The organism is Acinetobacter sp. 24-47-67, from assembly GCF_056779735.1.
In genome coordinates, this window is sequence record NZ_JBWYIK010000003.1 from 126852 (window position 1) to 152540 (window position 25689).

Consider the following 25689-nt stretch of genomic DNA (forward strand, 5'->3'; position numbering starts at 1 on the left):
CTTATGCGAAATTCTTATCTGCATCACACAAATTACATTTTTACGTTATGCCCAACTTTTCATTCAGTTCTTGTTACCTCATCACTCAAGGACGATTTTGCTACGGTGGGGTATATCAAATGTATAACCTGATCGCAGGCAAGAATCATCTAATCAATGATTTTTATCTTCTGAATAAAAGACGATCATGGCGGGTTGCATCATTAGAAACCCCGGGAATAAATTGTAGTTTAAATAAGTTAAAGAGACTCATAAAAGAGCGCTGTGCTGAATATCCCATACCCAGCGATGGTCATGAGGATCGCGCCACACAAGGCTAAGATTTTTGAATAAATACGTTGTTGAGAAATAGCGTTAAAACCTAAATAGACCAAAGATAGTACGACAAAATCTAGAAGAATCCATGTGATGATTAACAGCGACAAACTTAAATCTATATTTGGTGTAATTTGAATAAACTGCGGAAAAAAAGCAGTGAAGAAAATAATATCTTTTGGATTGGAAATTCCAACTAAAAACCCTTTGGAAAAACCGCTATCCATCGGCTTGATCTTTGAAGAGGCAGTTTGATTGTGCTGAAAAGTTTCTCTAAGAATTTCAAAACCTAAATAGCCAATATAAAGACATCCTAGGACTTTGATGATGTTGAAAATATGCTCATTAAAATGAAGAACACCCTTAAGTGCAAGAATTGAAAGCGCAATTAAACATAGTGAGGCGACATTAGTGCCTAAAATGGTTTGTAATGCTTTTCGATAACCACCTTTTGCACCTGCACTGGCCACCAAAATCATAACAGGGCCTGGAGTGGCAATCATAATAATGACAGTGAAAATATATAAAAAATACTCAAGATAATTCATGAAAATACTACTTTTTAAATTTTATTTATATAAATATTATAACCTCTTTAGATTTCATTCATCTCATTTATTTAAAATATCTCATAGAGCGAAATAAATAATAAAAAAGGAAGCCTAAGCTTCCTTTTTTAATAATATCATTGAATATTAATAACCTACGCTAAAGCGCTCTTGAATATGGTTATTATTTTCAAGCTCATCACTGAGCGCTACTGCGAAATCTTCTGCAGAGATTTTACTGCCTTCTTCACCAACGATAAGTTCATCTTTACCAGAGCGATATTCACCAGTTCGCTTACCAGGACCGAATTCCGCTGCAGGAGCAATAAAGGTCCAGTCAATGTCGTCCACTTGTTTTAACTTATCAAAGAACTGAATACCTGCTTCCGCCTCAGCTTTATATGCATCAGGGAAGTCTTCTGTATCGATTACACGCACATTTTGATTTGGTACAGTTAAACCGCCAGCGCCACCAACAGCAATATAACGTTTAACTTTTGATTCACGAATAGCATTAAGAAGTGAATTGATATCAAGACCTTGGAAACGTACTGCACTAATTACAGCATCTTGACCTTTCAGCTCATTTACAAGTGCTTCTTGATCATTTAAATCTAAATCTACAGTTAAAACACGCTCTGTATCTGAAACTTTGCTTGTATTACGCGCAATCGCTTTGACGTAGTGTCCACGTGAAACAAGCTCTTCAAGAATACGAGAACCTGCCATGCCTGTTGCACCAATTAAAACTATTTTCATAATGCCCTCATTAAATTTATAACTATGATTATTGGAGTGCTAAATATTTAGTCATCACGATTAAAAAAATAAAATCATGAATGATTAAAATGTAATATTAATTTAGCTTAAAATAAAAAGATTAATGTATTAAATCTATGTTGATTTATAGTTAAAATAGGAGTGAGAAGTTATTTAATTATTTTAAATGTAAATTTTATGTAATTATAAGCTTGAAAAATATTCATATAAAACCAGTCTAACTTTTATTTATTGTTGAAGTTGGTTTAAAGAAAATCGCCATATATCATTTTTATATCCATAGCTTTCATCTTTCGAGCTTGGTGGATGCTGTAAGATAAAATTATATAGTTGCTTTTTTTGATCATTATTCAGAACTTCAACAATAGCTGGTTGGTCGACAATTTGATTATTTAAATTCGCAATAATGTCTTCAATCATCTTCGGATTTTTATGCGTAAGTTGTTCTAAAGTCGTATTATTTCCCTGACCATTTAGCAGATATTGAGAAAGAAATTGTGCTTCGTTTGGTGAGATAGAATTTTGTTGAAGAAGTTCTTGTACAAGATTGTGCTGAGTTTGGACAGATGCGGTATGCGGTAGGCTAGAAATAAGAACTTGTTTAACCTTTGGATCTAAAGTTGGATCCTGAAAACGTTGCTCTAAAGCGTGACTAATTTTCTGTCGAATCAAATCATTTTCAGGTAGGGATTTTTTGAGTTCATGTTCTCGATCAGTCAGCAACATCGCATTATTCAGTGCACCTATCGCTAAGCTTTGAATTTTAGGATTCTGATGTGTGAGAAATGGCAAAATTTGTTCAGCTGCTTCTAAAGGATTGAGAGAAGTAAGTTGAGTCAGGATTTCTTCTATTGCATTTTCATCATGCTGGTTTTGTTCAAGGAGCTGAAGTAAATCATGTATTTTTTCTTCTCGATTCGCAGCAGATTGATCCAGTTGAAGTAACTTTTTTGCCCATACGGGTAGGTTAGTGTTGAGTTTCATATCTGCACTATTTTCAGACAAGCTAGTCGCGCGATCTTCATTGCTTTTTAGCGTTGAAGTATTATTATTTTGATTTGATATACTTTGAGTCGTATCTGCTGTCGATTTCAAATACACCCATAAAATTACTGCACAGATCACGAAGATCAAAATAACCAAAAAAATATTTTTCTTATTCATAATATTAAAATATTAAGCTGTCGTTGCCTTCAACATCAGAGATGTGAAGGCAATATAATGGGAATGATTTATTTACACTCGTGTAATTGTGAGTAAGCTACTGTTGAAAGTTCCACGCGGTGTGCTTCCTCCTAGATTACCATTACCTGTCTGAGTGTAGAGCCATTTCGTAAAGCTGTCACATCGGAATGTTCCCTTTTGCCATGTATATTTGCTACAAGCACCGTTGGAGTTATATTGTGAACAGACTTGTACAGCTGGGTTCGGTGTTGCTGAATACAGCGTGTAAGCGACATGAGGTCGTTGCTGATTTGAAATCGCAGTGATTTGATTAGCAGCAGATGAGTAAGGAGATTTATATCCGAAACTTGTTTTGGCCTTTGCTCCCCAATATTTTGTAGTTTTAAATCCACTTAAGCTGACATATTCAATCACATCTACATATGCCGTTTTGTTCATGACTTGAACAATATTGTTTGAACTTACATATACACCTGTATGCCCTAATGCACCAACAATTGGAACGTTGAGGTCTCGACCGAGTACATCACCGACTCGTGTAGGATTGCCTGCTGCTAAAGTAACTGAACTGATAGTGAGTAAACAGAGTGTAGAAATTATTTTAATCATGGACTTGTACCTATTGTTGGAATATTAAGTCCTGTTAGTTTTATTCAACGATGTTAACGTTTGATGTAATTCGTATTTGAAGTTGTAACAATAATTTTGTAATTTTTCTTAATAATTTAATTTGAAATAGTAATATTATTTTGTGAGTAAACCTTAATAAAAACGTAATAATTTTAGCGTAACTATGATATTTATTTAGTTATTCTTAAGGATTAATTGTGCTTGATCAATTAGACGCTAATACTGAATCGTATAGCAATTTGACTGCTATAAAACATCAAGAAATTGATTTGAAGAATACCTTCAAAGCAAAAGGGTATCTACATTATAAATCTATAGAGGTGGATCATTTTTCTAAACTATTACTAGCTAAAGAGTTTGAAAAACTTGAAAAAGATCCTTTTGCACCTACACATACTCAAAGGTTTAGAAGATACGGAAATGCCTTAATTTTACCTTGGGAAAAAGATCTTAAGCCTATTTGGTTGCCGACAGTGCGTGATAATATAGGGCAGGAGTTATCTGGATATGATCAGGGAGGGAACAATCCCGAGCATCAGTCGATTCGTTATTTTAACGCGTTGAGCCAAGAAGCTAAATCTACGCAATATCTTAATGATTTGATTGTAGATGATTATCAACTTACTTTTGGTTTGGAAAATGCCTATCTGCCAATTTACGTGGGTGTCCATTTTGTCAAACTGCGTTCAACTCATGCCGATCAGCTAGGAATTAGTTCGCCTAATTGTTTTCATCAGGATGGTGAGCCATTCACATTTGCTCATTTGTTTTATAGGAGCAATAACATTGAAGGAGGTGAAAACTTTATTGCATCACCTCAGGAAAGAAATAAGCGTTTAGATGAGGTAAATAATTATAATATTTATCAAAAATTTACGTTGAGACAAGCTTCTGAAAGTTTTGCTGTACACGATCCAGCAGTTTCACATTATGTATCACCTATTAGAAAAATAGATCAAGGCACAAATGCTGAGGCTGGTGAGCGCTGGATGATTTTGATTGATTTCTCTCTTACAAAGCAAAAATATGATTCAAAATTTAATAATTTCGCTTTTACCTATTCTCATTTCTCTTATATTGGGTTGGGGCATAGGTAAAGCTGCAAACGTTCAAGTTCGCAATATATTGGTTGGTCAAATTACGTTTTTGGTGTGGTTGCTCCTCATCTCTATAGGCTTTCAATTTGGCAGTGTCTTGTTTGATAAAGATCTTGGTTCAAAAATATTAATTGAAGCTTTTATTTATTCTACAGTGTTAAGTGTGATTACCTTTGGACTTTTATTTAATCGTAGCCACTTTAAGGCTGAGCACCAAAAATCATTCAAGGATATGCTCAAACCTATTACCGAATGCTTGATTGCGATTGGAATGGTGTTGATCGGGATGGGGCTATATTGGCTATTACCCAAGACTTTATCAGGGGAAATGTTAAGCGCGATACTATTGTATGTGTTGATTTTTTTAATCGGAGTGGATTTGTCTACGATTAAAATTCAAGCCCTCACTATGAATCATATTAAAGTGCCATTTTTTTCAATCATTGCACTATTTATTGCGGCTTATTTGACGAGTCATATCATGACTCAATCTTTTGTCGAACTCGTTGTGATGGGGAGTGGATTTGGTTGGTTCTCTCTTTCTGGTCCTTTAGTTGCTAAAGTTTTAGGACCTGAGCAGGGAACTTTTGCTTTGATCACAGATCTTGTACGAGAGTTTTATGCGATTGCATTGTTGTATTTATTAGGTCAGCGTTATCCAAAGCCAATCATTGGTGTATGTGGTGCCACGGCGATGGACTCGACTTTACCCTTTGTAAAAAACAATTGTTCACCATTAGATGTACAAATTGCAATTCTCAGTGGATTTTTCCTGACGCTCATTGCGCCGTTTTTTATTATTTTTTTTAGTAGTTTGATATGAATATAAATTCTAATGCTCAGCAGAAATAGGAAAGAGCTTCTCTCAATTTATACAATTGATCCTTTGATAGATCAGTAGATCGTTCACTAAACTTCGTTATAATCGCTTCATTGATAAAATAGAGAACAGATCATGCGCGTACTTGTGGTGATGGATCCCATCGAAAATGTAAACCTCAAAAAAGATTCGACCATGGCAATGCTTTGGGCTGCTGCACGTCGCGGTCATGAGTTAGGGTATGCACTTCAGGAAGATTTATATATCGATCAAGGCAAAGCTTTTGGTTTGATCTCACCACTTAAAGTGTTTGAGGATTATAATCATTATTATGAACTTGGTGAAAAACAGAAAGAATCTTTAGCTGCATACGATGTTGTGCTCATGCGTAAAGATCCACCTTTTGATATGAACTTTGTTTATACAACTTATATTCTGGAACAAGCGGAACGTGAAGGTTCGTGGATTATCAATAAACCTCAAAGTTTGCGAGACTGTAACGAAAAGCTGTTCGCTACACAATTTCCAGAACTGCAGGTTCCGACTTTGGTAACTTCACAGCAAAGTTTAATCCGAGAGTTTATTGCTGAACATCAAGATGTGATTGTAAAACCACTAGATGGGATGGGCGGTATGGGAATTTTCCGTTTAACCGCTGCAGGGGCAAATATCGGTTCAACTTTGGAAATGTTGACTCAAATGGGTCAGCAACCGATTATGGCGCAACGTTATATTCCTGAAATTGTGGATGGAGATAAGCGTATTCTGATGGTCAATGGTGAGCCAATTCCATATTGTTTAGCGCGTATCCCACAAAATGGTGAAACGCGAGGTAACCTTGCTGCTGGTGGGCGTGGTGAAGCACGTCCGTTGACTGAAAATGATAAGGTGATTGCTGCTAAAGTTGGACCATTCTTGCGTGAGAAGGGGCTGGTATTTGTTGGTCTTGATGTCATTGGAAACTATGTAACAGAAATTAATGTGACTAGTCCAACGTGTATACGTGAAATAGACGCACAATTTGGTACTTCTATCGCAGATACATTATTTGATGTTTTGGAAGCTGGACGTTAGCTGATCTGCAAAAAAGAGCCTAAATAGGCTCTTTTTTTTGCGTATATATTTTAAATAAATAATAGCTGGTCAATAGTCCTAGGGTGGAAAGACTTACGGTAACCCATGCGGCATTGGACCACTGGTGAGAAGACGAAACGAGAGCTGCTGTTGCTGGGGGAACAAGGAACTGCGCACATGCAGAAATTTGCAGCACTAAGCCCATACTGGATGCTGCTGCATTGACCTGTGGTGCGTATCTAAGCGTATTGGCAAAGACGGTCGTCGGAATAATGCCACCGATAAAAGAAAACAAAATAGCGCACAAATATTGCAACTCAAAAATCAACCAATAGGGTTGTGAAAATACAACCCAGCTACATAAAATTAGACTTAAAAAACTAAATTGAAGTAATTTAAAAGGAGCTATGCCTTTTTGAAGTAATACGCCTGCGCCAAAGGTTCCACCTAAGTTAGATAATACAACCATTGACACCAAAATTCCTGCAAGCTTTAAATCCATATTGAATGAGACATAAAGACTGGGTAAAAAACCTGTGAGTGTGATCCATTGACTGGTATAGCAAGCAAAGATAACGGCTAGACAGAGAATGGGTGGATGGGTCACGGTGACTTTAACAATAGATAAAAAAGAGTTGGAGGTTGATGTGCTCAGTGCCTTTGTCGTTACAGTGGTTTGCTTATCGTCATAACGTAAAAAATGGTAAATCATCAAGGCAACCAGCCAACACAAGGCACCAAATAATGCCCAAATGTGTTGCCAACTGAGCCATTCGAGTAATACAGGGATGGTCAAAATAGCAAGACTAACCCCAACTCCCATATAAGAACTCCATAACCCCATTTTAAAATTCATGGTTTCAGGCGTGCTTAGGCGTTTTAAAATTGCGGGAGCGCAAAGACTAATGGTGAGAAATCCAATACCTTCCATAAATCGAAAAAAATAAAGGCTAACACTATGATCAATCCATAAGCCTGCAAAACTACTCATCCCCAATAGAATGAGTGCAAAAATAAGGCATTTTTTGAGTCCTATTTTCTCAGATACAGCACCAATACACAGGGCAAATAGCATTCCAGCACCTTGAACCAGTGATAAGGATAGGCCTGCTTGGGTGAAACTTAGATTTAAATCTTTTTGAAGAATTGGAATAACAGCAGAAAGTTTACCGACATGAATTGCAGCAAGGTAGCCTGCCAAAATAATCCAAATGTCATAAGATGATATTTTTGACATTTGCGTTTAAAAATCCTTTTATTCGCGAGCTGAATCTCAATGAGATATAGCAATATCATAAATAGAACTGTTGCCTCATACCATTTAGACATAAGTTTATATCCAATATGGCGGTAGCGCAGATACGAAGGAAGAATAGAACTAATACTGTGTTAATGATTAATGTGCACATTAATCATTATTTTGGTCCGTTATAAACTAGATCGAATGGTAAAATACATAAAAAAGGCACAACTCATAATAAATCTAGTTTAAACTCTGAAATCATATGAAAAAAACAATTAAAGGGTCCGTGAAAAAAAGTAAATAAACTTTCATGGATATACGATTGTGATTACAATTGATGCCTTATATAAAATTTTCTGTTAGCTCTTAGATTTGAAGAATTAGACCGTGACACAAGCTCAGCATAAACAACCTAAACATGTCATGATGATGGCTGCAGGTACAGGTGGACATGTATTTCCTGCCCTAGCAGTTGCTCAGGAATTACAACAGCAAGGTGTCGAAGTGTCATGGTTGGCAACGCCTTCAGGTATGGAAAACCGCTTGCTTAAAAATCACCAAATTCCAATTTATCAAATTGATATTCAGGGTGTGCGTGGCAATGGAATCGTCCGTAAGCTGCAAGCCCCTTTTAAAATTTTAAAAGCAACGCTTAGCGCAATGCGCTATATGAAACGATTAAACGTAGATGCAGTCGCTGGTTTTGGCGGTTATGTTGCAGGTCCTGGTGGTTTGGCTGCGCGTATTCTTGGTATTCCTGTCATCATTCATGAGCAAAATGCAGTAGCGGGTTTCACCAATACCCAATTGGCTCGTGTTGCTAAAACGGTCTGTCAGGCATTCCCGAAAACATTTCCAGAAAATCATAAAATCGTGACTACAGGTAATCCCGTACGTAAGGAAATTTCTGCGATATTGAGTCCTGCTTGGCGATATCAAGAGCGAGAAAAAGCCAATCAACCTATTCGTATTTTAATTGTAGGCGGCTCCTTGGGCGCACAAGCATTGAATGAGCGCGTACCCGAAGCACTGAAACAATTAGATGTTCCTTTAAGTGTTTATCATCAGTGTGGTCAAAATCATGCTGATAGCACGCGGGCACGTTATGTCGATGCTCCTGATCATTTACAGGTAGAAGTTCAACCGTTTATTGAAAATATGGCGGAAGCCTATGCCAATGCCGATCTTGTAATCTGTCGTGCTGGTGCACTGACGGTCACTGAGATTGCTACTGCGGGTGTTGCAGCCGTATTTGTACCTTTGCCAAGTGCAGTAGATGACCACCAAACCGCGAATGCCAAATTCCTAGCAGATATTAATGCTGCAAAAATTTGTCCACAAGCGACACTCACTCCTGATTCATTAAAAGCAGTTTTATTGCCACTCATGAACCGTACATTGTTGACGGAAATGGCTGTTAAAGCACGTCAACAAGCTCAACCAGATGCAACTCAGCGTGTGGTTGGTTTAATTCAAGATTTGTAAGTTTTAGAGAAAATTATGTCTTCAACGAACCCAGCTGATAAAGCTAAAAACCTGATTAAAATTCCTGAAATGCGCCGTATCAAGCATATCCATTTTGTGGGTATTGGTGGTGCAGGAATGTGCGGGATTGCGGAAGTCTTAAAAAACCAAGGCTATAAAGTTTCAGGGTCGGATATTAAAGCCTCTAAAACCACTGCACAGCTTGAAGAAAATGGCATTAAAGTTCATATCGGACACGCTGCTGATAATATTAACGGTGCGAATGTATTGGTTGTATCGACTGCGATTGACCAAGAAAATCCAGAAATTAAAGCAGCGATTGAAACACGTATCCCTGTAGTTCGTCGTGCGGAAATGTTGGGCGAGTTGATGCGTTACCGTCATGGTATTGCGGTTGCAGGTACACATGGTAAAACCACAACAACAAGTTTGGTGACCTGTATGCTTGCTGAAGAAAACATGGATCCGACATACGTGATTGGTGGTTTGCTTAATCGCTCTGGAGTAAATGCTGCTTTAGGTGCGAGTCGTTATATTGTAGCTGAAGCAGATGAATCTGATGCTTCATTCCTATATTTAGAACCAATGGCCGCTATTGTCACCAACATTGATGCTGATCATATGGACACTTATGGTGGTAGCTTCGATGTTTTGAAAGATACTTTTGTTCAATTCTTGCAGAAGCTTCCGTTCTACGGTTTAGCCGTAGTGTGTGGCGATGATCAAAATATTCGTGAAATTATGCCACGTATTGGTCGACCTGTTTTAACTTATGGTTTTAACGAAGATAACGATATTCGTGCTGTAGATGTGGTACAAGAAGGGATGCAATCACATTTTACTGTGCTTCGTAAAAACAAAGAGCCACTCAAGTTAACCATTAATATGCCTGGTTTGCATAACATCCTTAATGCGTTAGCTGCGATTGGTGTGGCAACTGATGAAGGTGTATCTGATGCTGCAATCGCTCGTGCTTTAGAAAGTTTTAGTGGTGTAGGGCGTCGTTTCCAAATTCAAGGTGAATTTGAGTTAGGTGATGGAACGGTCAAACTGGTTGATGATTATGGTCACCATCCAAAAGAAGTTGAAGCAACGATTAAAGCTGCGCGTGCAAGTCATCCTGATCGTAGACTTGTGATGATGTTCCAACCTCACCGTTTTAGCCGTACACGTGATTGTTTTGATGATTTCGTTGATGTCTTGTCACAAGTCGATCAATTACTGCTATTAGAAGTATATTCTGCAGGTGAAAAGCCGATTGTTGGTGCAGATAGTCGCTCATTGGCAAGAAGTATCCGATTGCGTGGTGATGTTGAACCAATCTTGATTGATCCAGTAGAAGGGAATTTGCCAAATGTGATACAAAAAGTGTTACAAGCAAATGACTTGTTATTGACTCAAGGTGCGGGTAACGTTGGAGCAATTTCAATTGAGCTTGCTCAGAACCAGCTCTATTTAAAATAATCGTCGTTTGATGATTTGGCTAAATTGAAAATTTTATAAGTTTAAGGAACTAAACGTGTCAAATGCTTCTAAATTCGGCAAAGTTGCTGTATTGCTTGGTGGTAAATCTGCAGAGCGTGAGGTGTCATTAGATAGTGGTAAGGCTGTACTTGAAGCATTGGTACGTTCAGGGGTGAATGCAGAGGGTTTTGACCCTCAAGAACGCAGTGTGACTGAACTGGTAAATTACGATCGTGCATTTATTGTGTTACATGGTCGTGGTGGAGAAGATGGTCAAATCCAAGGCGCATTAGAGTGGTTAAATATTCCATATACTGGAACTGGTGTGCAGGGGTCGGCTATCGGAATGGATAAAGTAAAGACCAAGCAAATTTGGCAAGGTTCTGAACTTCCTACAGCGCCATACCGCATTGTTTCTAAAGATACTGATGCACAAGCACTCGTTGCAGAGCTTGGATTACCACTGATTATCAAACCCGTGCACGAAGGCTCGAGTGTGGGCATGAGTAAGGTTGAGAAAGCAGAGGATTTAGCTGAAGCAATTAAAAAAGCGACTCAACATGATGCCGTGGTCATGGCTGAGAAGTGGATTACAGGTCGTGAATTTACGATTTCATTTTTAAACGGACAACCATTACCAGTCATCCGTTTACAACCTCCAGCTGATGTAGCCTTTTATGATTATGAAGCTAAATACCAACGTAATGATGTTGAATATGGTATCCCTTGTGGTTTGAGTGAAGCTGAAGAAAAAAGTTTACAAGCGCTTTGCTTACGAGCGTTTCAAGCTGTTGGGGCAAGTGGTTGGGGTAGAATTGATGCTATGCAGGACGAGCAAGGTCAATTTTGGCTGCTAGAAGTGAATACTGTTCCAGGCATGACCAGTCATTCATTGGTACCAAAAGCAGCTCAAGCAGTAGGTTATAGTTTTGAAGATTTGTGTTTGGCTATTTTAGAGCAAACCTTAGCGAAAGAATCACACTAAGTTATGGCTCAACTACCTCCATCGATGCGTCGCAAACGTGCGGCGATTACATCGATTCATGACAAACCACCGACTCGCAAAGAGAAAATGATTAATGCGGGTGGTTGGGTCATGCTTATTTTTGCATGTTGTGTACTTTTGGTCGGGATTTATGGCTTATATAGCGTCATGACCAGTGCAAAGGTAGCATCTTTGGATGTGGTTGGTCTACAAGCCGAGCCTGAAATTAGTCAAGTGAAACAGCAGTTAATGCCTACCATTACAGGCAATTATTTTACTGCTGATCTTGAGCAAATTCGTGATAAGGCATTAGAGATTTCTTGGGTAGATCGAGTGGTCATTTCTAGAGCTTGGCCAGACGGTATTAAGGTTCGTGTTATTCCGAAACATCCGATTGCACGTTGGGGAACAGGACGTCTGTTAAGTGATCAGGGTGTGGTCTATACAGAGGCATATTCTAGAAATCACGCAAATTTACCACTTATGCATGGTCCGTCAGATCAGTCAAAAGTCATGATGAGACGTTATCATGAAATTAATCAACTGTTTAGTCCAGTGAATCTGCGTTTGAAAGAGCTATATTTAACAGATCGTCGGACATGGTTTATGCAGTTCGATTCGGGTTTACGTATTATTGTGGATCAGGATCAGACCATGAGCAAACTGCAACGATTGAGTCACTTATCTCAAGCAGATCTGAAAGTGGTTTGGCCAAGAGTTTCAGCGATTGACTTACGTTACCGTAATGGCTTGGCGATTCAATGGAAAAATGCGACACCACCAAAGATTATAAATGGTCAGTTTGTTGTAACCATTAATGACATTAACATTGCAGATTCAAGAGTTGCAAAGCCATAATACGTGGCTTTAAAAATAGGCATAAGCCAGATATAAACAATGAAGAAAATGGTAGTGAATCATGAATGAGGCTGTTCCCTCAGTTGTTGCGATAGACATTGGGACACATAAAGTTTCAGTTCTAATTGGTAAAGTGCATGCGCCGGATAATATCCAGGTCATCGGTATGGCGACTGCGCGAAATAAAGGCATGAACAAAGGAAAAATTGTTAGCCTTGAAAAAGTGATCTCTGCGATTAAGAATGCGGTACAAGAAGCAGAAGATATGGCGGAGTGTCGTGTGCATTCAGCATGGGTATCGATCCCGAGTACAGAACTGCAAAGTGCTTATGCGACAGGCCGGACATCGATTTCTAATCCAGAACGCACCATTACGACTTCAGAAGTGGTTAAAGCTTTAGAAATGGCAAAAGCCAGTCATTTAACTTCTGATCATTATCTTGCAAGTGCAGTCCCATTGGGTTTTGAGTTGGATGATTCACCTGAGTGGGTGCATAATCCAATTAACCTTTCAGCAAATAGCATGACGGCGCATTATCAACTCATGATGCTACCAATCAGCACCATGCAAAATTTAGATCGTGCAATGAAAGGCGCCAATATTTTTGTCGAAAAGATGGTGATTTCATGTTTAGCAACGGCTGAAGGTGCATTGCTGAAAGATGAAAAAGAGTATGGTGTATGCTTATTGGATATTGGGGCTGGTACAACCAATATTGCAGTTTATATTGAAGGTCATTTAGTGCTAGCACACACCATTCAACGTGGTGGTGAAAATGTAACGCGTGATATCGCCGCAGTATTGCAAACGACGACCGAAGAAGCTGAACGACTCAAATTGCTTTACGGTTGTGTTGATTTACAGCAAGTCAAACCTGAACATATGATCGAGTTTGAAGCGATCGATGGTCCTCAAGCGATCAGTCGGATTGAGCTATCAGAGATTATTATTGCACGTTACGAAGAAATTCTTTCTATGGTGCGTGATGAGTTACAACAACGTGGTGCGCTACAAAGTTTATACCACGGTGTAGTTTTAAGTGGTGATGCATGTCAGATTGAGGGTATGATCACATTATCACGTCGTATGTTGAGTGTTTCTGCTCATTTAGGCAACCCTCCGCTACAAGTATATGCGGATGATCAACATTTACCTGCATTAAGACGTTCAATGTATTCTACCGCAACAGGACTGCTGTTATTTAGTCAAAGCGATTTACAAGAATCGGTTGAGCAACCTGAAGAAGTGAATAAGCGTCCATTATTAGAGCGCATAGCGAATGGTTGGAATGCGTTTAATAACAAATTGAAAGGTATTTTTTAAGTTTAGTTTTTAAGGGAGTATTGTTTGCAACTTGTAAGAGCAACTTCATGTGCTTGACAAGAATGTGATTGCAACGCATCCTAAAAACAAATTTTTATTATTGAAGATCAAGGCAGTATACGGGCTTAAGTGACTGCCAAATTTATTAGGAAAAGTTAAGGTCATGGCTTCATTTGAATTTTTAGAAGATGAACAAACCGATAATAACGGTCAAGCCCGTTTTACTGTGTTTGGTGTTGGTGGCGGTGGTGGTAATGCCGTACAACACATGGTGCAATCTGATATCAAAGGCGTGAAATTTGTTTGTGCAAATACAGATAAACAAGCTTTGGATCGTATGAATGCGCCATTCAAAATCCAATTGGGCCAACAAAGTACGCGTGGACTAGGTGCAGGAGCAAATCCTGATGTCGGTCAAATTGCAGCAGAAGAAAGTCGCGAATTAATCCGTCAGCATCTGGAAGGTGCAGATATGGTATTTGTTACTGCCGGCATGGGTGGTGGTACTGGTACTGGTGCAGCACCAGTCGTGGCTGAAATAGCACAAGAAATGGGTATTTTGACGGTTGGGGTTGTCACCACTCCATTTAACTTCGAGGGTCGTCGTCGTCAACGTTCTGCTGAAAAAGGGATCGAAGAACTTGAAAAGCATGTTGACTCATTGATTATCATTCCAAACCAACGCCTACTTAGCGTTTATGGTGATATCTCGATGCAAGATGCTTATCGCAAAGCGGATGATGTCTTGCTTAACGCAGTACGAAGTATCTTTGATTTAGTTGTGCGTCCTGGTCATATCAACCTTGACTTCGCCGATTTAAAAACAGCGATGAGCACACGCGGTTATGCGATGATGGGTGAAGGTAAGAGTAGCGGTCCAGATCGTGCTGAAGATGCAGCGCGTCTTGCGATTCGCAGTCCGTTGCTTGACAACGTAAATATTATGAACGCGAAGGGTGTTTTAATTAATATCACTGGCGGTAATGATGTTACCTTGCGTGAAACTGAAATTATCACAGATGTTGTCAATCAAATTGTTGATCTGGATGAAGGTGAAGTCTTCTTTGGTACAGTATTTGATCCAGATGCGCGTGATGAAATCCGTGTTACTGTGATTGCGACAGGTTTAACTCGTAATGCGAATGAAACGGAAGTGAAGCGCCGTGCGCCAGTGAGTGTAAACCCATCAGTTGGTGGACAAGCTGCTGCTTTGGATGAAGATGATGTTCCAGCAATCAGTAAACGTCAGAATCAAGAGAGTGTAGCCCCTGAGCCTTCTGCAGCGCCTCGATCTGCACCAATGAGCATTCAAGATTATCTTAAAAATCAACAGCGTAAATAACATGTAACATAATGTGTTTACGATGATCAAACAGAAAAGGTGGCGCTTATGCCACCTTTTTGATTTTTATCAATGGCTAAATGTGCTAACGTATACTAGATTTTAGATGAATATTGAAGAAACATGTTGAAACAACGCACCCTGAAACGAGTCGTGAAAGCGAGTGGTATCGGATTACACAGTGGGCAAAAAGTAATGATTAACTTTGTACCACATGTAGCTGATGGGGGTATTGTTTTTCGTCGTATTGATTTAAATCCGCCTGTAAATATTCCTGCTAATGCGATGCTGATTCAAGAAGCATTTATGTGTTCGAATTTGGTACAAGAAAATGCCAAAGTTGGGACTATCGAACATATTATGAGTGCGATTGCAGGTCTTGGTATTGATAATCTGATTATTGAAGTATCAGCTTCAGAAGTTCCAATTATGGATGGAAGCGCCGGTCCATTTATCTATTTACTCATGCAAGGTGAGTTGATGGAGCAAGAAGCGCCTAAAAAATTTATAAAAATATTAAAGCCTGTAGAAGCATTAATTGACGATAAGCGCGCTATTTTTAATCCGCATGATGGTTTTCAACTTAATTTTACGATTGATTTCGATCACCCAGCCTTTGCCAAAGAATATCAGTCTGCCAGTATTGATTTCTCAACGGAAACATTTGTTTATGAAGTCAGTGAGGCACGTACTTTCGGCTTTATGAAAGATTTGGATTATCTTAAGGCGAATAATTTAGCTTTGGGTGCTAGTTTAGAGAATGCAATTGGTGTTGATGATTCAGGTGTCGTGAACGAAGAAGGCTTACGATTTGCTGATGAATTTGTACGTCATAAAATATTGGATGCGGTGGGTGATCTTTATTTACTCGGACATCAAATTATTGCGAAGTTTGATGGTTACAAATCTGGACATGCACTCAATAATCAACTGCTTCGCAATGTTCAGAGTGATCCATCTAATTATGAAATTGTAACATTTGATGACGAAAAGTCTTGTCCAATTCAATATGTAAGTGTGATCTAAGTCATTGTCTTCAGGTTAAATGTTATAGTGTAACATTGTTAAGTGTGACTTAATTTGCCTTTAAAATAGTGAATGACGTTTAAATCAAATGGTCCTGTTACTTTTTATTGCTTGCCAAACGTATCATAGCTTGGCTAAGCTTAGGATCGTTCACAAAACTAGCAGCGTTGAGTAACATTTCTTGCGTTGTCGGACATAAAGAAGTTTTGGAATTTTCAGTTTGTGTTTGGGGAATTTCTTTTTTTGCTCGAAGACGAACTTGAATTTTTTGTAAATCTTTGAGTTCAGGGATTTGTGATAACTGAGAAATATACTGTTTTTGAAGGTAACCGAGTTGACTAATCATGGCTTGATTTTCACCGGTGATGGTCAAAATACCGTATTGATAACAGACAACTTGCCATTGTTCATTTTTGGGCAATAGCGGTTGAATTAATTTTGTAAGTCTCTGCCAGTCAGCAACTTGCTTTGTGAGAAACGATAAGTTTCCTGTTTTTATGTGTTGTCTTGTTTGTTGAAACATATTTTTTGGTTCTGACATACATTGTTCCTACATTGTTTTGTCTTAATCTTAAACGCTTGTTTCTTTCGATATCAAGGAAGAGATCACACAAGAGACTTGAGTAAGAACAGTTTAATGAGGTTTATATGTATACGCGACGTATTTTATTAGCGTTTTCTTTAGCAGCTTCAGCAGCTTCGGTTGCATTTGCAGATTTAGTTCAATTAGATGCCACACAAGCCTCCAATCCTGATCGATTGGAAGAGTTAACAAGAACACTATCACAAGGTTCTTATAGTCATCCTGATGACATGGACATTCCAGCGACAGCACAAGTCGATGTGACAGTTCGAGCGAAGGCGGATCCAATCGAATTAAATAATGCGCTGCTTAATAGTAAATACCCTGCTCAAAAAACTACAACGACAAGTTCAAATCGTTACTCTTCAAATAATGCATATTCATGGTTAGTGACACACCCGCTTCCAACTGGTCGTGTCAGTTCAAATTATGGCGGCCGAACAATGGGCGGTCGTGCTGAAAACCATTCAGGCTTAGATCTTGCTGCACCAACAGGCACTCCAATTTATGCAACTGGTCCAGGTATAGTGACCAAATCAGGTTGGGGCACAGGTTATGGTCAATATGTCGAAATCAACCACGGTAATGGGTATATCACACGATATGCACATGCTTCACGCTTAATTGCTAAAGTAGGTGATAAAGTCACTGCTGGTGAGCATATTGCCAATGTAGGTTGTACTGGACGCTGTACTGGTCCTCACTTACATTATGAAGTGGTCAAAGATGGTCAGCGTAAAAATCCTTCAACTTACCTAGCGATGTTGCCTTAATTAATTATCAAACCTCATTAATACACATCCATTGTTAAGTCATTTGAATAAATCGCCAAGCATAGTCTTGGCGATTTTCGTTTTTGCAGTCAGGTCACCTGACTAAATTCAAGATTAAAATAAAGCTTTGTATAAAAAAACAGCAGAATTGGCGTTTTAGTGTTAATTTGTGTAATAAATGGTCAAGTACTATTTATTATCGAAATATTATTCTAATGTCGTATTCATTTATAGCCATAACTGCGAATCGCGAAAATATGTTAAATATAGGGCATACAAATAGGCATGAATATAGGTGTAATATGGCGTATTACGGTGATACCGACGCACAAGAAACCCAAGAGTGGCAGGACGCTTTTGACTCTGTTTTACAGCATATGGGGACGGAAAGAGCAGCCTTTCTTCTTGAAAAACTGTATCAACGTGCGATTGCGAAACATGTTCCCATTCAGCGTCTAAATACTCCTTACTTAAATACGATTTCAGTAGAAGAGCAACCTGCAATGCCTGGTGATCCAGATATGGAGCGCCGAATTCGTGCTTTGATTCGTTGGAATGCTTTAGCAATGGTGCTTCGCGCCAATAAAACAGGCGACGATCTTGGTGGTCACTTAGCCAGCTTTGCATCTTCTGCAACTTTATATGATGTTGGCTTTAACCATTTCTTCCGTGCCAACAGTGATAACTTCGGCGGTGACATGATTTATTATCAAGGTCACTGTGCACCAGGGATTTATGCGCGCTCATTCTTGGAAGGTCGTTTAACTGAAGAGCATCTGAACAATTTCCGTCGTGAAGTTGATGGTATTGGTTTACCTTCGTACCCACATCCGTACTTAATGCCAGACTATTGGCAGTTCCCAACGGTATCGATGGGTCTAGGTCCAATCATGTCCATTTATCAAGCACATATTCAAAAGTACTTGATGAACCGCGGTTTGATTAAAGAAGAAGATCGTAAGGTTTGGGCTTATCTTGGCGATGGTGAGATGGATGAACCAGAAAGTACTGGTGCAATTTCGTTGGCAGGTCGTGAAAAGTTAGACAACTTGGTTTGGGTTGTAAACTGTAACTTGCAACGTTTAGATGGCCCAGTTCGTGGTAATGGTAAGATCATCCAAGAACTTGAGTCTCTATTCCGTGGTGCAGGTTGGCGCGTGATTAAAGTAGTATGGGGTCGTCATTGGGATCCACTACTTGCTAAAGATGAATCTGGTGCGCTTAAAGCCATTATGGAAGAAGCTGTAGATGGTGATTATCAGCGTTATCAAGTGAAAGGTGGTGCTTATACACGTGCGCACTTCTTTGGTAAATATCCTGAAGCTGAAGAGTTAGTTAAACACTTAAGTGATGAAGATATCGATAATTTAAATCGTGGCGGTCACGATCCTTACAAAGTATATGCTGCTTATGCAGAAGCCATGAAATCTACAGGTCAGCCAACGGTTATTCTCGCGAAAACTGTTAAAGGTTACGGCTTATCTGAAGAAATTGAAGCGGTCAATAAAACGCATCAAATCAAGAAAATGCAACTTGAATCGCTTAAATATGTACGTAATCGTTTCAACTTGCCATTTACCGATGAGCAACTTGAAGAAGTTCCATTTTATCGACCAAGTGAAAACTCGCCTGAAATTAAGTATATGAAGGCTCGTCGTGAGGCTTTAGGAGGTTACTTACCAGCACGTCGTAAAGAAAGTGAATCTTTAGCGATTCCTGAGTTGTCTGTATTTGATGCAGTGTTAGCTGGTTCTAATGGTAAGCAACAATCAACGACCATGGTGATGGTACGTTTGATCTCTGCACTACTGAAAGAAAAAGCAATTAAAGACCGTGTAGTACCAATTGTTCCAGATGAGGCGCGTACTTTCGGTTTAGAAGGGATGTTCCGTCAATTGGGCATTTATGCCGCGCACGGTCAAAAATATACCCCTGAAGATCAAGAGCAGTTGATGCATTACCGTGAAGCGAAAGATGGTCATATGCTTCAAGAGGGGATCAATGAAGCAGGTGCGATGAGTGCTTGGGCTGCTTTAGGAACAAGTTATTCAACCAATAACCTTCCTATGATCCCGATGTACATGTATTACTCAATGTTTGGCTTCCAACGTATTGGTGATATTGCATGGGCGGCAGGTGATGCACAGGCGCAAGGTTTCTTATTGGGTGCAACTGCTGGTCGTACTACGCTGAATGGTGAAGGTCTACAGCATCAAGATGGTCACTCACATATTCTTGCGAATACGATTCCAAATTGTATTTCTTATGATCCATGTTTCGGATATGAACTTGCGGTGATTGTACATGACGGTCTAAAACGCATGTATGTGGATCAGGAGCGTGTGTTCTATTACTTAACTGTAATGAATGAGAACTATGAGCATCCAGCGATGCCACAAGGTGCTGAAGAAGGCATTAAACGTGGTATGTATTTACTTGAGGAAGATGAAAAAGCCACAGTTCAGCTTTTAGGTTCAGGTGTAATTCTGCGTGAAGTGATTAAAGCGGCTCAAATCTTACGTGATGAATATCAAATTCATTCGAATGTCTACAGCGTAACAAGCTTTAATGAGCTTGCACGTGATGGTATGGCGTGCGAAGAATATAATCGTTTACATCCACTTACTGAAGATGTGAAAGAAGCATGGGTGTCGAAGCAGTTGCGTGGTACGAAAGGTATCGTCGTTTCTGCAACTGATCATATGCGTGCTTACAGTGAGCAAATTCGCGCTTACCTTCCAGATAATCGTCCATTTGTAGCATTAGGTACAGACGGTTATGGTCGCTCAGATACACGTGCAAAACTTCGTAGCTACTTTGGTGTAGATGCTGCGCATATTGTGGTTGCGACATTGAAGAAACTTGCTGACGAGGGTGAAGTAGATGCGCGTCTAGTTAAGGATGCGATTTCTAGCTTTGAATTAGATACTGACCGTCCAGTCGCTTGGGCACCTCAAACAACGCCTGAACTTCACGCTGTAGCTGACTACAAAGAGGAGAACTAAGCATGCAAATTACGACTCCTGATATTGGTGTAGATAAAGCCACAGTGGCTGAAATTTTGGTCAAAGTGGGTGATACGATTAGTGTCGATGACAGCATTGTTTTGTTGGAGTCTGACAAAGCATCTGTTGAAGTGCCAAGCACTTCAGCAGGTGTGGTGAAAAGTATTCTGGTGAGCCTTGGTGACGAAGTTGCTGAAGGTGCGGCTTTGGTAGAGCTTGAAGCGGAGGGGCAAACGTCATCTGAAGCACCTACAGCACAAGTTGAAGAATCGAAAGCACAAGCTCACGCAGAACCTGTAGCCCAATCTCAAGCGGAAGCGCCTAAAGCAGCATCAACGGCGTCTGAAACCGTTGATGTACAAGTACCAGACATTGGTGTTGAAAAAGCCACTGTGGGTGAGATCTTGGTTGCGGTTGGCGACGAAATTGATGCCGATCAAAGTATCATTGTCGTTGAGTCTGACAAAGCGACAGTTGAAGTTCCAAGTGCTGTTGCGGGTACAGTTGAATCGATTGAAATTTCAGTCGGTGATACAGTGAAAGAAGGTGTTGTGATTCTGAAAGTGAAAACAGCAGCTTCAGCATCAACCGCGGCGCAAGCTTCTGCAGAAACTACACCGACGACTGTTCCATCTGCAGAGGCACCACCTGCAGAATCAACAAAAGCGACAGTTGCTTCAGCGCCAGCAGGTAAAATTGAGATTGCTGTCCCTGACTTAGGTGTAGACAAAGCTGCTGTAGCTGAAATTTTAGTGGCTGTTGGTGATAAGGTTGAAAAAGACCAAAGCATCATTGTGGTTGAATCAGATAAAGCGACCGTTGAAGTACCAAGTACCACCACAGGTGTGATTACCGCAATTCATATTGAATTGGGTCAAAATGTGTCTGAAGGTGTGGCTTTAGTCACGATTGAAGCTGAAGGTCAAGCAACCCCAGTTACAGAAGCCCCTGTATCAGCACCAGTGACTACAAAAGCGGAAGCACCAAAAGCTGCCCCTGCGCAAGCAGCGGTTGCTCCTGTACAAACAGCAGCCCCTTCAGCAGATAAACTGACCAAAGAGCAAAATGCAGCAAATGCCAAAGTATATGCTGGTCCTGCGGTACGTAAGTTGGCGCGTGAGCTTGGTGTTGTGTTGGCAGAAGTCAAAGCTTCTGGTCCACATGCACGCTTAATGAAAGAAGACATCTTTGCGTATGTGAAAACACGTTTAACTGCACCAGCACCTGTAACTGCTGCACCGACAGTTGCTGCACCAGCAGGATTGCCTAAATTACCAAGTTTTGATGCCTTTGGTGGTGTAGAAGAAAAAGCGTTAACACGTTTACAGCAAGTGTCTATTCCACAGTTGTCATTGAACAATTATATCCCGCAAGTGACCCAATTCGATGCGGCAGATATTACGGAGCTTGAAGCATGGCGTAATGAGCTTAAAGGCAACTTTAAGAAAGAAGGCATTAGCCTGACCATTATGGCATTCATCATCAAGGCTGTAGCGCATTTGCTAAAAGAAGAACGTGAGTTTGCAGGTCACTTGTCTGATGATGGCAAAACCGTATTACTGCGTAAAGAAATCCATATGGGCATTGCTGTTGCTACACCAGATGGTTTAACAGTGCCTGTGCTACGTAATCCAGATCAAAAATCAATTAAGCAAATCGCAGTTGAACTCGGTGAGTTGGGTCAAAAAGCACGTGATAAGAAATTGTCACCGAAAGATCTGCAAGGTGCCAACTTCACGATTTCAAGCCTAGGCGCAATTGGTGGTACGGCATTCACTCCGCTTGTCAACTGGCCGCAAGTGGCAATCTTGGGTATTTCACCTGCAACGATGCAACCTGTGTGGAATGGACAAGGTTTTGATCCATGTTTAATGCTTCCATTGTCATTGTCTTATGACCATCGTGTCATTAATGGTGCTGATGCTGCTCGCTTTACCAATAAACTGACGAAGCTGCTTAAAGATATTCGTACATTGCTCATCTAAATATTTTTAACGTATTTTGTCTGCAGAATCAAAACCTCACTTCGGTGGGGTTTTTTATTTGTAAAAACAAAAAGCCAGGCTTATAATGGATAAACTTCATTGGGGAGTAGCCGCTGTTCTGCAATAGAACAGGTGATGGTCAACATATTTGCTCTAAAACGAGCATGGTCATCATAGCAAAGAACCAAATGAGCTCTATTTGAGCTTTCTTTTGTTGGCAAGACCTTTGATTTACCATTCTGCGGATTTTTGGCTAGCAGGGATGGTGGGTCATTGGTATTTGTTATGCTAGCCAGAGAAAGACATCATGTATGAATTCCTTCTGTCTACAGGTATCGTCGCACTAGCTGAAATGGGTGATAAAACCCAATTGTTAGCTTTACTTCTTGCTGCACGCTTTCGTAAACCCGTTCCAATCTTAATTGCTATTTTGTTAGCGACAATTGTCAATCATGGAGTTTCCGCTGCTCTAGGACAATGGGTTACAACAATTTTAAGTCCCGAGATCCTCATGTGGATTCTAGCAATAGGATTTATTGCTATGGCTGCTTGGATGCTGGTCCCTGATGAACTAGAGGATGAGTCAGGAAGTATTCAAAAATGGCAAAAATTTGGCGTTTTTGGAGCGACGTTTATTTTATTTTTCTTGGCTGAAATTGGCGACAAAACGCAGATTGCGACAGTGGCACTTGCTGCACGTTTTGACAGTATCTGGTGGGTGATGGCTGGAACGACATTAGGTATGATGATCGCTAATGCGCCGGCAGTATTTATTGGTGATAAATTGGCGAATCGATTACCTATCTCCTTGATTCACAAAATTGGCGCAATAATTTTCCTTGTCATTGGTGTGGGCACTTTAGTGCAACATTATTGTTTATAAATGGTTGTATACGCATAAAGATCTGAATCTTCAAAAGATTTAGTTTATTTATAAATAGTATTGAAATAATGCACCATGAAAGTGATTCATAATGGTGCATTTTTTTAATGGAAGTTATTGATTAGTAAATAAATATAATAAAAAAAATCTTGTTTTTGAAATTAAGTTTTTTTAGGATTTCGTCACTAAAAAATTATTTTTAAGAGATTTAAAAATGCTCTCTCAGATTTCTGCACAGGATGCGTGTTTAAGTTGTGGTGCTTGTTGTGCCTATTTCCGTGTTTCATTTTATGGTGCGGAAGCGATGAACATCCCTACCGAGATGGTTGAGGATATTAACCCTGTATATGCTTGTATGGTGGGGACGAATCAAACTAACCCGCGATGCGTTGCTCTAGAAGGAGAAATAGGGAAGCAGGTCTCTTGCTCGATCTATACGGTTCGCAGTTCATCGTGTAGAGAGGTCCAAGCCGGAGATGCGCAATGTGCCAAAGCTCGACAAGCCCATCATCTGATCCCATTAATTGATATTGAAATTGTTCCATCGTCGAATGATGAGGATTACGATCAGGTCAGTTAATTTGAATGATTTAAAATATGCTTCTGTTTTATATGCTCTTATTATGATTTTTTTGGATAATAAATTGCATGAAAATAGGAGTGATGGGTAAATTTCATAAAATTGTCGATAATAAGAAATGAAATTTACCTTAAAATTTGTATATAATGGCGCACGGAAATTACCAGTGAGACTGTTATGTTGACCATCGTTCAAGACGCGTTAACTTTTGATGATGTCCTATTACTCCCTGCCTACTCTACTGTTCTCCCAAAAGATGTCTCTCTAAAGACACGTTTAACTCGCGGCATTAATTTGAATATCCCTCTTGTGTCTGCAGCAATGGATACGGTGACTGAATCCCGTATGGCAATTGCAATGGCACAAAATGGCGGTATTGGTATCCTTCATAAAAATATGGATATTGCAGCGCAAGCTGCTGAAGTACGCCGTGTGAAAAAATTCGAAGCAGGCATGGTGAAAGATCCAATTACAGTAACCCCTGAAACGACTGTGCGTGAGTTAATCGCAATTACGCAAGCGAACAATATCAGCGGTGTGCCAGTGGTGAAAGATGGCAAAGTAGTTGGTATTGTGACAGGTCGTGATACACGCTTTGAAACTAATCTTGAACAGCCAGTAAGCAACATCATGACTGGTCAAAATCGTTTGGTCACCGTTCGCGAAGGTGAATCGAAAGAAAACATTCAGGCACTTCTCCAAAAAAATCGCATTGAGAAAGTGATTGTTGTTGGCGAAAACAACGAACTAAAAGGTTTAATCACTGTAACAGATTTTAATAAGGCTGAGCTTTATCCAAATAGCTGTAAAGATGACTTAGGTCGTTTACGTGTGGGTGCTGCAGTTGGTACAGGTGTAGAAACTCCAAGCCGTGTTGAAGCATTGGTTGATGCGGGTGTTGACGTGATTGTAGTCGATACTGCACATGGTCACTCTGCTGGTGTTATCGAGCGCGTACGTTGGGTTAAAGCCAACTACCCACAAGTTCAAGTCATTGGCGGTAACATTGCGACTGGCGATGCTGCATTGGCTTTACTTGATGCAGGCGCAGATGCTGTGAAAGTAGGTATCGGTCCTGGTTCAATCTGTACGACTCGTATTGTTGCAGGTATTGGTATGCCACAAATTTCGGCGATCGATTCTGTTGCTAACGCACTGAAAGATCAAATTCCATTGATCGCTGATGGTGGTATCCGCTTCTCAGGTGATATGGCAAAAGCGATCGGTGCAGGTGCAAGCACGATTATGGTGGGTTCTTTACTTGCTGGTACTGAAGAAGCACCGGGTGAAGTTGAATTCTTCCAAGGTCGTTATTACAAGGCTTACCGTGGCATGGGTTCATTGGGTGCAATGGCGGGTGCAACAGGTTCTGCGGATCGTTATTTCCAAGACTCTAAAGCAGGTGCTGAGAAGTTGGTTCCAGAAGGTATTGAAGGCCGCGTACCTTACAAAGGGCCAATGGGCAACATCGTGCATCAAATGATGGGTGGTTTACGTTCATCTATGGGTTATACAGGCTCTGCAGTGATTGAAGATCTTCGTCAAAATGCGAAATTCGTGAAAATCACGTCTGCGGGTATGTCTGAATCACACGTTCACGATGTGACCATTACTAAAGAAGCACCGAATTACCGTGTTGGTTAATTGCCTGTTATAAAACAATTTTTAAAAAAAACCGTCATGTAAATGACGGTTTTTTTATTT

22 protein-coding genes and 1 riboswitch are annotated in these 25689 nt (G+C 39.9%); of the genes, 16 read left to right on the forward strand and 6 right to left on the reverse strand.

The window, feature by feature from the left end; translation table 11 throughout:
• Nucleotides 1-239: 239 nt before the first annotated feature.
• The 4 genes from AC1M9K_RS06190 to AC1M9K_RS06205 form a co-directional block, all read right to left on the reverse strand.
• Nucleotides 240-863, reverse strand: a complete 624-nt coding sequence (locus AC1M9K_RS06190; protein WP_092766522.1) for a LysE family translocator — start codon at nt 861-863, stop codon at nt 240-242.
• A gap of 147 nt (nt 864-1010) precedes the next feature.
• Nucleotides 1011-1622 carry an NAD(P)-dependent oxidoreductase gene (locus tag AC1M9K_RS06195; RefSeq protein WP_481588796.1) on the reverse strand — a complete coding sequence of 204 codons (612 nt, stop codon included), beginning with the start codon at nt 1620-1622 and terminating at the stop codon, nt 1011-1013.
• 249 nt (nt 1623-1871) lie between these two features.
• The gene (locus AC1M9K_RS06200; protein ID WP_481588797.1) at nt 1872-2738 is read right to left on the reverse strand and encodes a hypothetical protein; all 867 of its coding nucleotides are present in this window, start codon (nt 2736-2738) and stop codon (nt 1872-1874) included.
• A 141-nt stretch (nt 2739-2879) separates the two neighbouring features.
• Complete coding sequence (locus AC1M9K_RS06205; protein ID WP_481588798.1) at nt 2880-3437, reverse strand: hypothetical protein; 558 nt, start codon at nt 3435-3437, stop codon at nt 2880-2882.
• A 218-nt stretch (nt 3438-3655) separates the two neighbouring features.
• Between AC1M9K_RS06205 and AC1M9K_RS06210 the strand changes: the two genes are divergently transcribed.
• The 3 genes from AC1M9K_RS06210 (at nt 3656) to gshB (ending at nt 6449) form a co-directional block, all read left to right on the forward strand.
• Nucleotides 3656-4555: a 2OG-Fe dioxygenase family protein gene (locus tag AC1M9K_RS06210; RefSeq protein WP_481588799.1), complete on the forward strand. Its 900-nt coding sequence runs from the start codon at nt 3656-3658 to the stop codon at nt 4553-4555.
• Nucleotides 4485-5378: a LysO family transporter gene (locus AC1M9K_RS06215; protein ID WP_035270265.1), complete on the forward strand. Its 894-nt coding sequence runs from the start codon at nt 4485-4487 to the stop codon at nt 5376-5378. Before AC1M9K_RS06210 ends, AC1M9K_RS06215 begins: the two co-directional genes overlap by 71 nt.
• A 132-nt stretch (nt 5379-5510) precedes the next feature.
• Nucleotides 5511-6449 (forward strand): glutathione synthase, encoded by a 939-nt coding sequence (gene gshB / locus AC1M9K_RS06220; RefSeq protein ID WP_035270267.1) that lies wholly within the window; start codon nt 5511-5513, stop codon nt 6447-6449.
• A 19-nt stretch (nt 6450-6468) separates the two neighbouring features.
• On the opposite strand, the gene AC1M9K_RS06225 is transcribed toward gshB, so the two are convergent.
• Nucleotides 6469-7686, reverse strand: a complete 1218-nt coding sequence (locus AC1M9K_RS06225; protein ID WP_180028491.1) for an MFS transporter — start codon at nt 7684-7686, stop codon at nt 6469-6471.
• A gap of 393 nt (nt 7687-8079) precedes the next feature.
• On the opposite strand from AC1M9K_RS06225, the gene murG reads away from it, so the two are divergent.
• From murG to lpxC, 7 genes are all read left to right on the forward strand, one after another.
• Entirely contained in the window at nt 8080-9177 is a 1098-nt protein-coding gene (murG, locus tag AC1M9K_RS06230; protein WP_481588800.1) for an undecaprenyldiphospho-muramoylpentapeptide beta-N-acetylglucosaminyltransferase, read from the forward strand.
• 15 nt (nt 9178-9192) lie between these two features.
• Nucleotides 9193-10641 (forward strand): UDP-N-acetylmuramate--L-alanine ligase, encoded by a 1449-nt coding sequence (gene murC, locus AC1M9K_RS06235; protein WP_180028490.1) that lies wholly within the window; start codon nt 9193-9195, stop codon nt 10639-10641.
• A 55-nt stretch (nt 10642-10696) separates the two neighbouring features.
• Nucleotides 10697-11626, forward strand: a complete 930-nt coding sequence (locus tag AC1M9K_RS06240; protein ID WP_035265835.1) for a D-alanine--D-alanine ligase — start codon at nt 10697-10699, stop codon at nt 11624-11626.
• Nucleotides 11627-11629: 3 nt separating this feature from the next.
• Nucleotides 11630-12484: a cell division protein FtsQ/DivIB gene (locus AC1M9K_RS06245; RefSeq protein ID WP_035265833.1), complete on the forward strand. Its 855-nt coding sequence runs from the start codon at nt 11630-11632 to the stop codon at nt 12482-12484.
• A 61-nt stretch (nt 12485-12545) separates the two neighbouring features.
• Nucleotides 12546-13808: a cell division protein FtsA gene (gene ftsA, locus AC1M9K_RS06250; RefSeq protein WP_481588801.1), complete on the forward strand. Its 1263-nt coding sequence runs from the start codon at nt 12546-12548 to the stop codon at nt 13806-13808.
• A 163-nt stretch (nt 13809-13971) separates the two neighbouring features.
• Nucleotides 13972-15150, forward strand: a complete 1179-nt coding sequence (gene ftsZ / locus AC1M9K_RS06255) for a cell division protein FtsZ (protein ID WP_035265829.1) — start codon at nt 13972-13974, stop codon at nt 15148-15150.
• 123 nt (nt 15151-15273) lie between these two features.
• Nucleotides 15274-16176: a UDP-3-O-acyl-N-acetylglucosamine deacetylase gene (lpxC, locus tag AC1M9K_RS06260; protein ID WP_092766514.1), complete on the forward strand. Its 903-nt coding sequence runs from the start codon at nt 15274-15276 to the stop codon at nt 16174-16176.
• A 97-nt stretch (nt 16177-16273) separates the two neighbouring features.
• Here the strand turns inward: lpxC and AC1M9K_RS06265 are convergent, their stop codons facing one another.
• Nucleotides 16274-16717, reverse strand: coding sequence for a DciA family protein (locus AC1M9K_RS06265; RefSeq protein ID WP_035265826.1), 444 nt, complete (start codon nt 16715-16717; stop codon nt 16274-16276).
• Nucleotides 16718-16824: 107 nt separating this feature from the next.
• Between AC1M9K_RS06265 and AC1M9K_RS06270 the strand changes: the two genes are divergently transcribed.
• The 6 genes from AC1M9K_RS06270 (at nt 16825) to guaB (ending at nt 25629) form a co-directional block, all read left to right on the forward strand.
• Nucleotides 16825-17532 carry a M23 family metallopeptidase gene (locus tag AC1M9K_RS06270; protein ID WP_481586873.1) on the forward strand — a complete coding sequence of 236 codons (708 nt, stop codon included), beginning with the start codon at nt 16825-16827 and terminating at the stop codon, nt 17530-17532.
• Between the two features lie 302 nt (nt 17533-17834).
• The gene (aceE, locus tag AC1M9K_RS06275) at nt 17835-20537 is read left to right on the forward strand and encodes a pyruvate dehydrogenase (acetyl-transferring), homodimeric type (protein WP_092766512.1); all 2703 of its coding nucleotides are present in this window, start codon (nt 17835-17837) and stop codon (nt 20535-20537) included.
• 2 nt (nt 20538-20539) lie between these two features.
• Nucleotides 20540-22522, forward strand: coding sequence for a 2-oxo acid dehydrogenase subunit E2 (locus AC1M9K_RS06280; RefSeq protein WP_481588802.1), 1983 nt, complete (start codon nt 20540-20542; stop codon nt 22520-22522).
• 89 nt (nt 22523-22611) lie between these two features.
• Nucleotides 22612-22754, forward strand: a riboswitch (yybP-ykoY riboswitch).
• A 75-nt stretch (nt 22755-22829) separates the two neighbouring features.
• Nucleotides 22830-23405, forward strand: coding sequence for a TMEM165/GDT1 family protein (locus AC1M9K_RS06285; protein WP_035265818.1), 576 nt, complete (start codon nt 22830-22832; stop codon nt 23403-23405).
• Nucleotides 23406-23619: 214 nt separating this feature from the next.
• Nucleotides 23620-23985, forward strand: coding sequence for a YkgJ family cysteine cluster protein (locus AC1M9K_RS06290; protein WP_035265816.1), 366 nt, complete (start codon nt 23620-23622; stop codon nt 23983-23985).
• 177 nt (nt 23986-24162) lie between these two features.
• Nucleotides 24163-25629: an IMP dehydrogenase gene (guaB, locus tag AC1M9K_RS06295; protein ID WP_481588803.1), complete on the forward strand. Its 1467-nt coding sequence runs from the start codon at nt 24163-24165 to the stop codon at nt 25627-25629.
• The last annotated feature ends 60 nt before the right edge of the window (nt 25630-25689 follow it).

Excerpts from the sequence above, each read along its gene's own strand:
- AC1M9K_RS06265 (WP_035265826.1), bottom strand. The coding sequence starts at position 16,717 with ATGTCAGAACCAAAAAATATGTTTCAACAAACAAGACAACACATAAAA.
- murC (WP_180028490.1), top strand. The coding sequence starts at position 9,193 with ATGTCTTCAACGAACCCAGCTGATAAAGCTAAAAACCTGATTAAAATT.
- lpxC (WP_092766514.1), top strand. The coding sequence starts at position 15,274 with ATGTTGAAACAACGCACCCTGAAACGAGTCGTGAAAGCGAGTGGTATC.
- AC1M9K_RS06245 (WP_035265833.1), top strand. The coding sequence starts at position 11,630 with ATGGCTCAACTACCTCCATCGATGCGTCGCAAACGTGCGGCGATTACA.
- AC1M9K_RS06225 (WP_180028491.1), bottom strand. The coding sequence starts at position 7,686 with ATGTCAAAAATATCATCTTATGACATTTGGATTATTTTGGCAGGCTAC.
- AC1M9K_RS06280 (WP_481588802.1), top strand. The coding sequence starts at position 20,540 with ATGCAAATTACGACTCCTGATATTGGTGTAGATAAAGCCACAGTGGCT.
- guaB (WP_481588803.1), top strand. The coding sequence starts at position 24,163 with ATGTTGACCATCGTTCAAGACGCGTTAACTTTTGATGATGTCCTATTA.
- AC1M9K_RS06290 (WP_035265816.1), top strand. The coding sequence starts at position 23,620 with ATGCTCTCTCAGATTTCTGCACAGGATGCGTGTTTAAGTTGTGGTGCT.
- gshB (WP_035270267.1), top strand. The coding sequence starts at position 5,511 with ATGCGCGTACTTGTGGTGATGGATCCCATCGAAAATGTAAACCTCAAA.
- AC1M9K_RS06215 (WP_035270265.1), top strand. The coding sequence starts at position 4,485 with ATGATTCAAAATTTAATAATTTCGCTTTTACCTATTCTCATTTCTCTT.
- AC1M9K_RS06195 (WP_481588796.1), bottom strand. The coding sequence starts at position 1,622 with ATGAAAATAGTTTTAATTGGTGCAACAGGCATGGCAGGTTCTCGTATT.
- AC1M9K_RS06270 (WP_481586873.1), top strand. The coding sequence starts at position 16,825 with ATGTATACGCGACGTATTTTATTAGCGTTTTCTTTAGCAGCTTCAGCA.
- AC1M9K_RS06190 (WP_092766522.1), bottom strand. The coding sequence starts at position 863 with ATGAATTATCTTGAGTATTTTTTATATATTTTCACTGTCATTATTATG.
- AC1M9K_RS06205 (WP_481588798.1), bottom strand. The coding sequence starts at position 3,437 with ATGATTAAAATAATTTCTACACTCTGTTTACTCACTATCAGTTCAGTT.
- AC1M9K_RS06285 (WP_035265818.1), top strand. The coding sequence starts at position 22,830 with ATGTATGAATTCCTTCTGTCTACAGGTATCGTCGCACTAGCTGAAATG.
- aceE (WP_092766512.1), top strand. The coding sequence starts at position 17,835 with ATGGCGTATTACGGTGATACCGACGCACAAGAAACCCAAGAGTGGCAG.
- ftsA (WP_481588801.1), top strand. The coding sequence starts at position 12,546 with ATGAATGAGGCTGTTCCCTCAGTTGTTGCGATAGACATTGGGACACAT.
- ftsZ (WP_035265829.1), top strand. The coding sequence starts at position 13,972 with ATGGCTTCATTTGAATTTTTAGAAGATGAACAAACCGATAATAACGGT.